Annotated in this window: 13 protein-coding genes; 6 read left to right on the plus strand and 7 right to left on the minus strand. The window is 71.4% G+C overall.

The genetic code is table 11. The features are described from left to right. Positions 1-54: 54 nt before the first annotated feature. The 3 genes from ACIOGZ_RS34025 (at position 55) to ACIOGZ_RS34035 (ending at position 2,826) form a co-directional block, all read left to right on the plus strand. A complete protein-coding gene (locus ACIOGZ_RS34025) occupies positions 55-819 on the plus strand; it encodes a sugar isomerase domain-containing protein (protein WP_363632121.1) in 765 nt (254 codons plus the stop codon). A 220-nt stretch (positions 820-1,039) separates the two neighbouring features. Next, positions 1,040-1,948, plus strand: a complete 909-nt coding sequence (locus ACIOGZ_RS34030; protein ID WP_363585002.1) for a DUF4231 domain-containing protein — start codon at positions 1,040-1,042, stop codon at positions 1,946-1,948. A gap of 23 nt (positions 1,949-1,971) precedes the next feature. Further along, the gene (locus ACIOGZ_RS34035) at positions 1,972-2,826 is read left to right on the plus strand and encodes an alpha/beta hydrolase (protein ID WP_363585072.1); all 855 of its coding nucleotides are present in this window, start codon (positions 1,972-1,974) and stop codon (positions 2,824-2,826) included. A gap of 4 nt (positions 2,827-2,830) precedes the next feature. On the opposite strand, the gene ACIOGZ_RS34040 is transcribed toward ACIOGZ_RS34035, so the two are convergent. The 3 genes from ACIOGZ_RS34040 to ACIOGZ_RS34050 form a co-directional block, all read right to left on the minus strand. Further along, a complete protein-coding gene (locus ACIOGZ_RS34040; RefSeq protein ID WP_363585000.1) occupies positions 2,831-3,799 on the minus strand; it encodes a D-glycerate dehydrogenase in 969 nt (322 codons plus the stop codon). A gap of 65 nt (positions 3,800-3,864) precedes the next feature. Continuing rightward, entirely contained in the window at positions 3,865-7,785 is a 3,921-nt protein-coding gene (gene fxsT, locus ACIOGZ_RS34045; protein ID WP_363585070.1) for an FxSxx-COOH system tetratricopeptide repeat protein, read from the minus strand. An 83-nt stretch (positions 7,786-7,868) separates the two neighbouring features. Further along, on the minus strand, positions 7,869-9,248 hold the full coding sequence (locus tag ACIOGZ_RS34050) for a TIR-like protein FxsC (RefSeq protein ID WP_363584998.1): 1,380 nt from the start codon (positions 9,246-9,248) through the stop codon (positions 7,869-7,871). A gap of 194 nt (positions 9,249-9,442) precedes the next feature. Between ACIOGZ_RS34050 and ACIOGZ_RS34055 the strand changes: the two genes are divergently transcribed. Further along, complete coding sequence (locus tag ACIOGZ_RS34055; protein WP_400988805.1) at positions 9,443-9,637, plus strand: DUF397 domain-containing protein; 195 nt, start codon at positions 9,443-9,445, stop codon at positions 9,635-9,637. Between the two features lie 71 nt (positions 9,638-9,708). On the opposite strand, the gene ACIOGZ_RS34060 is transcribed toward ACIOGZ_RS34055, so the two are convergent. The 3 genes from ACIOGZ_RS34060 to ACIOGZ_RS34070 all read right to left on the minus strand — a co-directional run bounded on the left by ACIOGZ_RS34060 (position 9,709) and on the right by ACIOGZ_RS34070 (position 11,038). Continuing rightward, entirely contained in the window at positions 9,709-10,095 is a 387-nt protein-coding gene (locus ACIOGZ_RS34060; RefSeq protein WP_400988806.1) for a fucose-binding lectin II, read from the minus strand. A 326-nt stretch (positions 10,096-10,421) separates the two neighbouring features. After that, positions 10,422-10,673 (minus strand): hypothetical protein, encoded by a 252-nt coding sequence (locus ACIOGZ_RS34065; RefSeq protein WP_350877566.1) that lies wholly within the window; start codon positions 10,671-10,673, stop codon positions 10,422-10,424. Then, positions 10,670-11,038 (minus strand): ATP-binding protein, encoded by a 369-nt coding sequence (locus ACIOGZ_RS34070; protein WP_063348181.1) that lies wholly within the window; start codon positions 11,036-11,038, stop codon positions 10,670-10,672. Before ACIOGZ_RS34070 ends, ACIOGZ_RS34065 begins: the two co-directional genes overlap by 4 nt. 170 nt (positions 11,039-11,208) lie before the next feature. Between ACIOGZ_RS34070 and ACIOGZ_RS34075 the strand changes: the two genes are divergently transcribed. Further along, complete coding sequence (locus tag ACIOGZ_RS34075) at positions 11,209-12,078, plus strand: helix-turn-helix transcriptional regulator (RefSeq protein ID WP_363619132.1); 870 nt, start codon at positions 11,209-11,211, stop codon at positions 12,076-12,078. 2 nt (positions 12,079-12,080) lie between these two features. Continuing rightward, positions 12,081-12,275, plus strand: a complete 195-nt coding sequence (locus tag ACIOGZ_RS34080; protein ID WP_400328118.1) for a DUF397 domain-containing protein — start codon at positions 12,081-12,083, stop codon at positions 12,273-12,275. A 49-nt stretch (positions 12,276-12,324) separates the two neighbouring features. On the opposite strand, the gene ACIOGZ_RS34085 is transcribed toward ACIOGZ_RS34080, so the two are convergent. Continuing rightward, positions 12,325-12,744 carry an NUDIX hydrolase gene (locus tag ACIOGZ_RS34085; protein ID WP_363584988.1) on the minus strand — a complete coding sequence of 140 codons (420 nt, stop codon included), beginning with the start codon at positions 12,742-12,744 and terminating at the stop codon, positions 12,325-12,327. Between the last annotated feature and the right edge of the window lie 215 nt (positions 12,745-12,959).

Here is a 12,959-nt window from a genome sequence, read left to right on the forward strand (position 1 = left end):
ACCGGCCCGCCCCACCCGGCCGGCTCCCCCACCGGCAGAGAGCGAAGGCAACAGATGAACGACCTGGTCGGCCGGTACTTCGACGCCGCGATCGCCCATCTCCAGCGGGTCCGGGAGGAGGAGGCCGACGCCATCGAGGCCGCTGCGGCGCTGCTCGCCGAGGCGATCACCGAGGGCCGCCGGGTGTTCACCTTCGGCGCCGGGCACTCCGCGCTGCCGGCCCAGGACGTGGTCTACCGGGCCGGCGGGCTGGTCCCGATGAACCTGTTGAACGTCCCCGGGATGGCGGGGGTGACGGTGATGCCCGCGCCGCTGGCCAGCGCGCTGGAGCGGGTGTCCGGCCTGGCCACCACCACCCTGGACCTGACCCCGGCCGCCTCCGGCGACCTGCTGTTCGTGATCTCGCTGTCCGGCCGCCAGGTGATGCCGGTCGAGCTGGCCCGGTACGCCCGGGACCGCGGCCTGAAGGTGATCGGCGTGACCTCGCTGGCGTACCCGGGCGAGGTGCCCCCGGCGCACCCGTCCGGCACGTACCTGAAGGACAACTGCGACGTGGTGCTGGACAGCAAGATCGCGGTCGGGGACGGCGAGCTGACCCACCCGGCCGCCGAGACCACCTTCGGCCCGGTCTCCACCATCGTGACCAGCGCGCTCATGCAGGCCGTGGTCGCCTCGGCGGTCGGCCGGCTGGCCGACGCGGCGGCCGAGGGCACCGCCGCGGCCCCGCCGCTGTTCCGCTCCGGCAACGTCCCCGGCGGCACCGAGTGGAACGCCAAGCAGATGGCCGACAACGCCGACCGGATCCTCTACACCTACTGACGCCCACCGGTCGCGCCCACGGGCACGCCGGGCCACGCAGGGTGTCCGCCCGCCCACCGAACGTACCCGGGCCGGACAATCCACCGGGGCATCCCGGCCATTGCGGGCGGCCCGGGGGCGGGCCAGGCGTACCGGGAAGCCGCCCGGGGCAGGAGGGCGGTGCGACCGGAGCGACGGGTGGGGGCCGGACATGGCGTCTGGGGCGGGACGGACGGGGTGGGTGCGCGAGCGGGAACTGCTGCCCGGGTTCTTCTGGGCCGCCGACGCGGCCTCGCTGCGCGGCCAGCGGCGTTCGGTGCTGCTCTCCGCCTGGGAGCTGCTCCTGCTGGTGGCCGCCGCCGCGACCGGCTCGGCCGACGGCGAGCCGTGGGCCTGGCCGGCGGCCGCCGCCTACCTCGGCGCGATCGTCCTCGCGGTGGTGATCAGCCGGCAGAACCCGCAGGGGCTCTGGTACGAGGGCCGGGCCGCCGCCGAGTCGGTCAAGACGCTGGCCTGGAAGTTCGCCGTCCGGGCGGACGCCTACCAGCCGCCGCCGCACACCCTGCCGGACGCGGAGGGCCTGTACCGCGTCCAGCTCGGCGGGGTGCTGGGCGCCTTCCGGGACAGCCGGGTGGTCACGCCGGGCGCCGGGGCGGAGCTCGCCGGGATCACGGCGGCGATGCGCGACCTGCGCGAGCAGCCGCTCGCGGTGCGGCGCGAGGTGTACCTGCGGGAGCGGATCCAGGTGCAGCACGACTGGTACCGCGCCAAGTCCCGGTACTGCGCCCGGGCCGGAGCCCTGGCGGGGGTGCTGGGCGTGGTGCTCCCGGCGCTCGGGCTGGTGCTCGCGGTGCTGCGGGCGCTCGGCGCGTTCACCTACGACGCGTTGGGCACCGTCTCGGCGGTGGCCGCCTCGATCACCGCGTGGGCGCAGCTGCGCCAGTACCGCCCGCTGGCCGCCGCGTACGGGCTGGCCGCCGACGAGCTGGAGCTCATCCGGCGCCAACTGGCCCGGCTGGACGTGGAGTCGGCGGACGCCGAGGAGCTCTGGGCCCGGCTGGCCCGGGACGCCGAGGACGCGGTCTCCCGCGAGCACACCACCTGGCAGGCCCGCCGGGAGATCCGCACCACCACCGACCGGGACCACTGAGGAGGCCGCAGGTGTCGTTACGGATGGTCAAGGCCCCGGACGGTCGCGCCCTCGCCGTCGAATCCCTGGGCGACCCGCGCGGCCGCCCGGTGTTCCTGCTGCACGGCATGCCCGGCAGCCGGGTGGGCCCGCACCCGCGCAGCACCGTGCTGTACCGGCTGGGGGTGCGGCTGATCTCCTACGACCGGCCCGGCTACGGCGACTCGACCCGCCAGTTCGGCCGCCGGGTGAGCGCGGCGGCCGCCGACGTGCGGGCCATCGCGGACGACCTCAAGCTGGACGGCTTCGCGGTGCTCGGCCGCTCCGGCGGCGGCCCGCACGCGCTGGCCTGCGCGGCGCTGCTGCCGGAGCGGGTCAGCCGGGTGGCGGTGCTGGTCGGCCTGGCGCCGCGCAACGCGGCCGGCCTGGACTGGTACGCCGGGATGACCCCGTCGAACGTGCACGCCTACCAGGAGGCGGAGCGCGGGCACGGCCGGATCGCCGACGCGATGGAGTTCCGCTCCCGGCAGATCAAGGACGACCCGGTCCGGCTGCTGAACGGGCTGCGGCCCGAACTGTCGCCCGCCGACCGGGAGGTGGTGGCCGACAGCGGGCTGCGGCGGATGCTGCAGAGCAACTACCGGGAGGCGTTCCGGCACGGCGCGGACGGCTGGATCGACGACGTGCTGGCGTTCACCGCCGACTGGGGGTTCAAGGTCGAGGACATCGCGGTGCCGAGCTGGCTGTGGCACGGCACCGACGACCAGTTCTCCCCGGTCGAGCACTCCCGCTGGCTGGGCGACCACATCCCCGGCGCCGAGCTCTTCCTGGAGCCCGGCGCCGCGCACTTCGGCGCTTTCCGGGTGCTGACCACCGCCCTGGCCTGGGCGGCGGGCTAAGGCCTCAGGCCGTCACCGGGGTGACCGGCGCTCCCCCGCCCAGCACGGCCAGGACGTTGTCCACGGCCAGGCCGCCCATCGCCTGCCGGGTGGCGACGGTGGCACTGCCCAGGTGCGGGGCCAGGACGGCGCGTTCCTGGGCGAGCAGCGCGGACGGGACGGCCGGCTCGTGCTCGAAGTTGTCCACGGCGGCGGCGAACAGCGCGCCGGACTCCAGCGCGGCGGCCAGCGCCTCCTCGTCCACCACTCCGGCGGTCATGCTGACCACCACCGCCCCGCGCGGCAGCAGGGCGAGGCGGCGGGCGTCCAGCAGGTGCCGGGTGGCGGCGCTGAGCGGGGCGGTGACGACCAGCACCGTGGAGTGGGCGAGCAGGTCCTCCAGCGGCCGCCAGGTGGCGCCGTCGGCCTGCTCGGGCGGCAGCTCGCGGCGGTTGTGGTAGCTGACCGGCATGTCGAAGGCGCGGGCCCGGCGGGCCACCGCCTGCCCGATCCGGCCCATGCCGAGCACGCCCAGCGGGGTGCCGGCCAGCTCCATGCCGAGCAGGAAGTTCGGCGCCCAGGTCCAGGGGCTGCCGGAGCGCAGCAGGCGCTCGCCCTCGCCGAGGCGGCGGGTGGCGGCCAGCAGCAGCGCCCAGGCCATGTCGGCGGTGGCGGTGGTGAGCACGCCGGGGGTGTTGGAGACCAGCACGCCGCGTTCGGCGCAGGCGGCCAGGTCGATGTTGTGGTGCCCCACGGCGTGGTTGGCGACGATCTCCAGGGACGGCCCGGCCGCGTCCAGGAACTCGCCGTCGACCCGGTCGTCCAGGGTGGTGAGCACGGCACGGCGATCGCGGACGGCGGCCAGCAGGTCGGCCCGGGCCATCGCCTGGTCGGAGTCGTGGCAGGTGACGGTGTGGCGCGCGGTGAGCCGTTCGATCACCCCGGGCGCGAGGCGCCGGGTGACCAGGACCGGGGGCGGCGTCTGCTTGCTCATGGTCCCGCAGCGTACCCGCCGCCCCCGGCCGGAGGCCGTGCTCTCACCGGCGCCTGCACCGCCGCTTACACCGGTTGCGGCTCCAGGTCCCGGTTGATCCGCTTCCAGCCGCGCGCCGCGACCGTGTTGGGGTGCTCCTCGCCGAACTGCCGGATCAGCTCGCCGATCGCGCGGGCCCGCAGTTCGGCGGCCTGGGTGTGCCGACCGGCCGAGCGCAGGGTGATCGACAGGTTGGCCTCGCAGGCGACGGCGTCCGGGTGCCGGGGCGTGTAGCGCTCGCACAGGCCCTGGTAGGCGGCCCGGCCGAGTTCCTCGGCGAGGCCGATCTGGCCGTCGTCGCCGTAGGCGTTGGCCAGGTTGATCACCGCGTTGAGGGTGTACGGGTGGTCCGCTCCGACGGAGTCGGTGAGCCCCTCGACGGTGAGCCGGCCGCGTTCGATGGCGCCCTGGACGTCACCGCTGCCGCGCAGGTAGATGCCGAGGTTGTTGGCGCAGGCCAGGGTGAAGGGGTGTTCGTCGCCGAACAGGCGGCGGTGGCCTTCGAAGACGGTGGAGCAGAGGTCGCGGGCGGCCTCCTTGTCGCCGGAGGCGCTGTGGTCGGCGGCCAGGTTGAGCGCGCAGGCGAGCGCGTCGGGGGCGTCGGCGCCGTAGCGCTCCAGGTAGCGCTCGTAGGTCTCCTTGGTGATCCGGCGGGCTTCGGCGAGCGCGCCGATGCGGCGCAGTGAGACGGCCAGGGACTTGGCGTTGCGCAGGTTCTCCGGCAGGTCGGGGTCGAGGACGTCGCCGAGGTCGGAGGTGACTTCCTGGAGCAGGTCCACCGAGCCGCGGTAGTCGCCGAGTTCGCGCAGGTCGCGGGCGAGGTTGGACTTGGTGGAGAGGGTGTAGGGGTGCCGGGGGCCGAGGACGGCCGTGCGCCGGTCGAGGGTCTCCTGGTCGAGTTCGCGGGCGGCCTCGCTGTTGCCGACGAGCCGGTAGTCGATGGCCAGGTTGTTGGCCATCGAGAGCGTGCGCGGGTTGTCGTCGCCGAACAACTCGCGGAACTGGTCGAGGATTTCGCGGTCGAGGTCGAGTGCGGCCTGGAACCGGCCGAGTGCCCGGCGGTCGGCGCCGAGGGAGCCGGCCGTCATCAGGGTGTACGGGTGGTGCTCGCCGAGCAGGGCCCGCTGGCGTTCCAGGGTGTCCTCGTCCAGGGCCAGGGCTTCCGCGTAGTTGCCCTGGGAGCGCAGCACGTTGGCGAGTTGGAAGCGCAGCAGCAGGGTCTGCCGGTCGTTCTCGCCGAGCTTGTTGGTCCACTCGGTGTCCAGGGCGTGGCCGAGGTCGCGGGCGCGGTCGAGTTCGCCGCGCTTCCAGAGGTAGCGGACGCGGTCGATGAGCAGCTGGCGGGTGTCCGCCTCGTCGCAGTTGTGCGCCTTGGAGGGCGACAGGTGCGGCCAGATCTCGTCGAAGGCGGGCCAGTTGGCGGGGTCGTCGGTGTCGCCGAGGACCGGCCGGGCGCCGGTCAGGATGCGATGCACCTCGTGGACGGCGATCTCCTGTTCGTCGTCGGTCATCTCGGCCCGGATCACCGCCTGGACGAGCCGGTGCACCTGGAAGCTGTTGCTGCCGGCGTCGACCTTGGCCAGCGCGTACCGGCCGATCGCCTGGATCACCTTGCCCAGCATGAACTTGTCGCTGAGGTCGGCGTCGTACTTCACCAGCGCCCGGATCATCTGGTCGCTGTAGAAGAGGTTCATCGAGATCGGCTCGGGCGCGAAGAACGCGCAGAGCTGGAGGAGCCGGACGGCGGCCGGGGACTGCTGGCGCAGCCGGCCGATGGAGACGTTCCAGGTCGCGCCGACCGGGGTCGGGTAGTCGGCGGGGCGGGCGACGGCCAGCGCGCGGGCCGCCTCGGCGTGCAGTTGGGCGACGTAGGTCTCCACCGGGGTGCCGGTGGTGTCCAGCCAGGCGGCCGCGACCTCGACGGCGAGCGGCAGGTCGCCGACCGCCTCGGCGACCCGGTCGGCGTCCGGGCGGGACAGGCCGCGGGCTCGCCGGCACAGGTGCTCGACGCTCTCGCCGCGGGTGAAGACGTCCACCTCCAGCGCCTCGGCGTGCCCGGTCCAGGCCTGGTTCCGGGAGGTGACCAGGATGTGGCCGGAGCCTCCGGGGAAGAAGCGGCGGATCTCGGCCGGTTCGTCGGCGTTGTCGAAGATCAGCAGCCAGCGCGAGGTGGGCACGCCGCGGCGCAGCGCCTCCCGGGCGGCCTCGGCGGCTTCGGTGACGGAGTCGCCGACGCGCAGGCCGAGCCGGCGGGCGAGGTCGGCGAGGGCGGGGGCGACGAGTTCGGTCTGTTCGGCGTCGATCCACCAGACCAGGTCGTAGTCGGACATGAACCGGTGCGCGTACTCCAGCGCGACCTGGGTCTTGCCGACGCCGCCGAGCCCGTACAGCGTCTGGGGGGTGGGCAGGACGGCCGCCATGCCGCCGCGCAGCTGGTTGCGCAGCTGCTCCAGGACGGCGGCGCGGCCGGTGAAGGAGGGGTTGCGCGGCGGGACGTCCCACACGGTCGGCTTGCTGCCGGGGAAGCGCGGCCCGCCGCCGTTGGGCTCGGTCAGGACGACGTCGCCGCGGCCGAGGGCACGCAGCAGGGTCTGGACGGACTGCGTCTCGTCGCGGCCGACGAGGTCGACGGGGTTGCGGTTGCTGAAGGGTGCGGTGAGCCTGACGTCGCCGACGCGGACGGGGACGAGCTGGCGCCGGGTGCCGGCGGGGTCGGAGTTGACCACGGACTCCCACAGCGCCCGGGCCTGCGGGGAGCGCTGGTAGGCGGGCGAGAGCACGGCGACGGTCCGGTAGGCGGCGTCGATGCCGCGTTCGGTCTCCTCGCGCGTGTCGGTGCCGGCGCTGAGGTCGCGGGGCAGCACCCGGAAGCCGGCCCGGGTGAGCACGGACTCGATCCAGTCCGCCCACATCCGGTCCTCGGGGACGTAGGAGAGGTAGAGGTCGGCGGGGACGGACGGGCGGCGGCGGGTGAACGCGTCCACGTAGCGCAGCCGTAGTTCCTCGTCCATGACCGGCAGGGAGGTGACCTTGCGCCGGGTGATCATCGCGGTGAGCCGCTCGCAGGCGGCGAGCATCGAGGTGGGGGTGCCGGTCTGGTCGCCGAAGGTGGCGAGGATCTCCTCGTAGGCGTAGAACGGCCGGTACGGGATCTCCACCGAGCCCCAGTAGGAGGCGAGTTCCTCGCCGTTGAGGCCGGCCGGCAGCCCGTCGAAGCGGACCCGGGCGAGGGAGCGGCCGGCGTCGGCCTTCTCCTTCTCGCCCTCGTCGATGCGCATCGGGACGGGCAGGATGCGGATGCCGCGCTCGCGGTAGCGGTCGTGGATGTGCTGGGCGATCCGGGAGGCACCGTCGATGGACTGGTCGCTCAGGGTGAAGCAGACCACCAGGTCGTCGGGCATCTGGACGGTGCAGATCTCGGCGATGTCGGACAGTCCGGTGCGCGAGTCGATGAGCACGTAGTCGTACCGCTTGCTCATGTCGGCCTTGAGGGCGTCGAAGAACTGCCCGCCGTCGAAGCGGTCGTAGAAGATGTCCCAGTCCAGGTGGGTGACGGCCTCGGAGTAGTCCCGGTTGAACTGGCCGGCGGACAGGAAGTCCAGGCTGCCCCCGGTCGGGAACAGCGGCCAGGACAGCGACAGCGCGTGCGGGTGCACCCTGGCGAAGTCCAGGTGCCAGCCCTCGGCGTGCTCGACCGGGCGCAGGGCCTCCTCGCGGTACTCGGCGATCAGGTCCATCATCCCGGTCGTGCCGGCCAGCGAGGCCGGGTCGAGGAAGGGGTGGAAGAACTTGGCCAGGCCCGGCGCCTCCAGGTCCCAGTCCACGGTGAGCACCCGGTAGCCGTTGGCGGCCAGGATCCAGGCCGTGTTGGCGAGCGCCATGGTGCGCCCGGTGCCGCCCTTGTAGGAGTAGAAGGTGATGATCCGGCCGTTGCGGTCCTGCTCCACGGACCGTCGCTCGGCCTCCCGCTGGGCGGCCAGTTCGGCCACGGTGAGGCCCCCGACGCGGAAGTTCCTGGTGGGGTTCTCGCTCATCTGGGTCGTCCTCCCAAGGGCGCCATCCCGTCATCGGGGTCATCGCCGTCGTCACGGTCTGGGTGGTCGTCGGGTCCGGAGCCGTCCTGCCCGAAGGGGGCGTCGCGGCCGAACGGGGCCGCGCCCGGGCCGCGCCGGAAGGCGTCCCGCAGGTTCGGGCGGGGCGGCGGCGGATCCTCCGGCTCGGCCCTGGTGCGGCCCTCGAAGGCGTACTTGGCCTTCATGGCGGCCCGGGGCAGCGCGTCGTCGAAGTCCTCCAGGGTGTTCAGCCCGGTCGGGCCGGTCACGCCGAGGAAGCTGGGGCGGCTCGCCCGCCGGGTGATGCGCAGCGCCTGGTCGCTCAACTCTCCGAGGTCGCCGCCGCGTTCCTCGCACTCGGGGTCCTCGGTGTTCCACGGCTCCAGGACGCTCACCCAGGTGGCGTCCGAGCGGTCGAAGCGGCGGACGAGCTCCCGGCGGTCCGGGTCGCGCAGCGCCCACCGGTCGAGCAGGAGCAGGCCGGGGGCTGCCGCCTCCCCCTCGATGATGGACTCGACCTCGTCGTCGAACTCGTGCACGGTCGGCTGGAACCCCAACTGCCGGGCCAGCCGCACCGCGTGCTGGGCGATCGGCGAGCCGGCCGGGCGATAGGGGTGCCAGTCGGTGCGCCGGGTGCCGTAGAAGTCGGGATTGCGGTCGGGCGGCAACTCGCCCTGATGGTAGGAGAGTACGGAGATCCGCAGCTGCTTGGTCGGCGCGCTCACGTCGAAGGCACTGGGCAGGCCGTTGAAGTCCAGCCGCCGCCCGACCGGGATCACCGTCTCCTCCGCCACCTGCACGATCCGCGCCGCCAGCCGGTGCACGGCCAGCTCGTAGGCGGAGCGGAAGTAGGTGAGCTTCATCAGCGCGTACAGGCCCTCGGTGGCGTAGTCCGGCCCGAAACTGGCGTGGTTGAACTGGAGTTCACTGGCCACCTTGGGCAGCCGGTAGCGACTCATCGGCGCCCACAGCACCGGCACGATGCCACTGGTGCGCTCCGCGTCGATCGTCGCCGGGTACACCGGGCGGCGGGTGAAGGCGTGCCACTCCTGCCCGCACGGGACGCTGTTGAAGTACCGGGGCGAGTACAGCGGTACGAACACCCGGCAGGTCGCCAGCTCCTCCGACAGCCGCTCCGCCCACAACTCCCCCTGGTGCATGGACTCGTCCATGAAGCCGACCGGCACCCCGGCCGGGACCGTGGTCAGTTGCAGCACCGCCTCGCACAGGTCCCGGTACAGCTGGCGGACCCAGTGGTTCGGATCACCGGCGCCGCGCGTGCCGGCCTTCGGGGTGTGCGCGTAGGAGAGGAAGAAGTACGGCCGGGCATCGTCCTCGTCCCAGCCACGGTCGTTCACACGCGCCTCCCCCGGGCCCGTCGGCAACCTGGTTCCCGCAGCCCCCGTGCGGCGGGGTCTCAGTGTAGGAACGACTGAGGACCCAAGGGAATAGCACAACGAGTCGTACGAATTGACATGACCGAAACGACGCGGCTGTGCGCCCGCTTATCGTGGCTCCAGCACGTCCGCCACGGAGTACAAGGAAGGTAGCCATGGAGCACCTCAACTGGCAGCAGCCGAGCTTCAGCGGGGAGGAAGCCAACTGCATCGAGATCGCTTCCGACGGCGACTTCGTCTACCTCCGCGAGTCCGACAACCCCACCCACATCGTCACCACCACCCGCACCAAGCTCAACGCCTGGCTCCTCGGCGCCAAGGCCGGCGAGTTCGACCACTTCATCGCCTGACCTCCACGGACCGGCGGCCCCCGCGAACCTCACGGGAGCCGCCGACTGTTGCAGAATGTCCGGTTCTGCGCCTACTGCTTCGGCGTGTACCAGCTGAATTCGAGAACGGTGTCGTTGTAGTCGGAGTCGTCGCCGTTCTCCGCGACGATCACCATCAGGTTGTAGGCGCCGATCTCGTACGGGCCACCACTGTTGAGGTTGCTCGGCTTGAGGACACCCTCGCTCTCGCCGTACTCGAAGGTGGCAACGAGCTGGCTCACGCCGGTGAGGGCGGTCTGCCCAATGGTGTTGCGCTCCCCCGTGCCGGTGAAGAGCTGATCCACCTGGCCGTCCTTGCTGGTGAGCTTCACGCTCTGGAGGAGCTTCGAGTTGGTCTTCACCTTGACGGCGACCTGCGCGCCGGCGGGGAGCGCGATCTCGGCCTGGTTGCCCTTGATAAAGGTGTATGCGCTGGTCACTGACGGCTCCTTCGTTCGGAGGACACGGAGACGGGGTCCATGACTCCGAGTCCCTGGTTGATATCGCAAAGTGATGCGGCATCAGCGTAGGCAAGCCGGCCACTGGAAGATCAAAGTCGCGGGAACACGGGACAGGGGCGGTGCGCCGGTGCTAGGCCACAGGGCCGCCGCAACGCCCGACATGGCGCGGGCCCACCTCGGCGAGGCGGGCCCGCGTGCCATGCATGGCACCTATGTCCGATCCCGTCGATCCCGCAGCCGCTCGGACCGGGCCTGACACACACCGCCGACGGCGGCGGCCATCAGGATCAGGACCAGCATGCCCGTCACGCCCGGCCCCGCCGGCGCTTGAACTCGCGCAGCAGAGCCAGCAGGTTGATCAAGGTGCTGGCCGGGATGTTGCCGATGGAGACCAGGGCGCGGCCGTTCAGATCGGCCTCGCCGGACTGGGCGGACGGCCAGAGGAGGCCGAACTCCCGCCCCTCTGTACGGAGATCGACGATCAGTTCGGTGATCTGCCGCCCGGTGAGCTGCCGCAGGGCCGGGTCGGCGGGGTGGATCGGGTGGTGGGCGATCACGCGGCGCCGTCCAGCTCGAACCAGACGCGCTTGCCGAGCTTCTGCGGCTCCGCACCCCAGCGGTGCATGAGCCCCTCCACCAGCATCAACCCCCGCCCGGACTGGGCGAATGGGTCGGGCTTCCGCTGCTCGGGCAGCACGGGACTGCGGTCCGCGACGGTGACGCGGAGCGTCCCGTGGACGACGGCGACCAGGACGACGGGCGCGGCGGTCAACCCGTGCCGCCAGGCGTTCACCACCAGCTCCACGAGCGCGAGTTCGGCATCCCCGATGGAGGAGTTGGGGTACCCGGCGCGCGCCATGGTGTCGCGCAACGCCTCGCGAGAGACGGTGAGGGAGGGGGAGTTGAGGTTGGGGTCACACATGGGGAATCTCCCAGCGGTGCAGAGGGGCTACGCACAGACGCAACTGACGACCCGCCTGGCGAGCAGTGCGCAAAGACTGTAACCACCACAAGACCAGTTTTGCAACACACCCTGCGCACGCGCCTACACTGTGCGTAGCAGTCGCACCGTCCATCCGAGAAGGGACTGCCATGGGACTCAGGGTCTACATCACCGAACGCCAGCGCCGGTTCGGTGAGGAACTTCGCCGTCTACGCGAGGGTGCCGGAATGTCCGGCCCTGAGATTGGCGAGTTGCTCGGCATGAAGGGCCCCGCCGTGAGCCACACCGAGGCTGGAAGGCTGAGCCTCAACCTCGAACGGTTGCACGTTTGGCTCGACGTGTGCGGTTCGGATGACCCCAACTATCGCGCCGGGCTCATCAGTTTGTGCCAGAGCAGCGGCAAGGGTTGGTGGGACGCTTACAAGCCGTACGTCGTGACCCCAGCGCTCGACCTGGCCGAGTTCGAGGCCGCCGCCACCGCCCTGGACACGTACGAAACCCTCCTGATCCCCGGGCTCCTCCAGACCAAGGGATACATGGAGATCATCCTCGAATACGCCGAGAAGAAGGTCGAGTTCCGCCGCAAGCGCCAACAGATCCTGAGCATCGATAACGGGGTGCCATTCCATGCCGTGATCCACGAAGCGGCACTACGCACGATGTACGGCGGGCCTACCGTCATGCGCGACCAGCTGAACCACCTGATGGAGGTAGGCACGCTGCCTCACGTGACGATCCAGATCCTCCCGTTCGACTGCCCCGTCTTCGCTTCGACCGATACGTCGTTCATGACGCTCCATGGCCCTCACGCCAAGCTGAACACGGTCCTGCTGGAGACGCCACAAGGCGCGTCCTTCCTGGGAGAACCCGAAGCAGTAGCTTCATTCCGGCGCAAGTTCGACCGACTCAAGGGCCTTGCACTCCCTCCTCTGGAGGCCAAATCTGTCGGACCTTCACCCGCCTATCGTGACTCCTGGGGCCTGCTCCAGCACGTCCGCTACGGAGTACAAGGAAGGTAGCCATGCAAGAACTCACGTGGCAGAAGTCGAGCTTCAGCGGGGAGGAAGCCAACTGCGTCGAGATCGCCTCCGACAGCAACCTCGTCTACATCCGCGAGTCCGACGACCCCGCCCACATCGTCACCACCACCCGCACCAAGCTCAACGCCTGGCTCCTCGGCGCCAAGGCCGGCGAGTTCGACCACTTCACCGCCTGACCCACACAGCGCAGAAGGGCGGCTCCCGCGAACTCGCGGGAGCCGCCGCCTACCGATCGGCGCTGAGCGCGGTATCGAGATACTCCTGCACCGGCTCGAACAGCCCGTACGGCACGTACTCGGGGATCTCGGCGAGAGCCACCCACGCGAGCTGGTCCAGCTCCTCCGTGTCGACCACCTCGGCGGTGCCGCTGACGACGTCACAGGCCGTGTACGACATCAGTCGGCCGGTCTTCGGGTGCACGCGCTCACCCAGGAGCTTGATCGCGGCCACACCGAGCCCGGTCTCCTCCGCCGTCTCTCGGACAGCCGCCAGCTCGGGCGACTCGCCGGACTCGATCTCACCAGCCGGGAACTGCCACGAGAGCTGGCCCTCGCTGACCCACCGCCGGACCATCAGGACGCGGCCTTCGTGGGCCACGATCGCGGCGGCGATTCCCGGGCGTTCCTCGGCAGTCTGCTGTGTCACGTCTGCTCCTCCAGCGCGGCCAGGACGGGTGGAAAGATCGTATCGGCGCGATGAAGCGGGTCACCTTCTCTCGCCGACACCAGTGCCGAGACGATCTTCTCCAAGCGCTTTCTGGAGCACATCAGCTCCAGGGCTCGGCCGGGCCTCTGATGATGACGGACTTCAGCCGGACCAGCGGTTGCCCCTCGCAAGGAGCCGCCGGTCAACAGCTCCCC

The sequence above is a fragment of the Kitasatospora sp. NPDC088160 genome, from assembly GCF_044741445.1.
Classification (GTDB): Bacteria; Actinomycetota; Actinomycetes; order Streptomycetales; family Streptomycetaceae; genus Kitasatospora.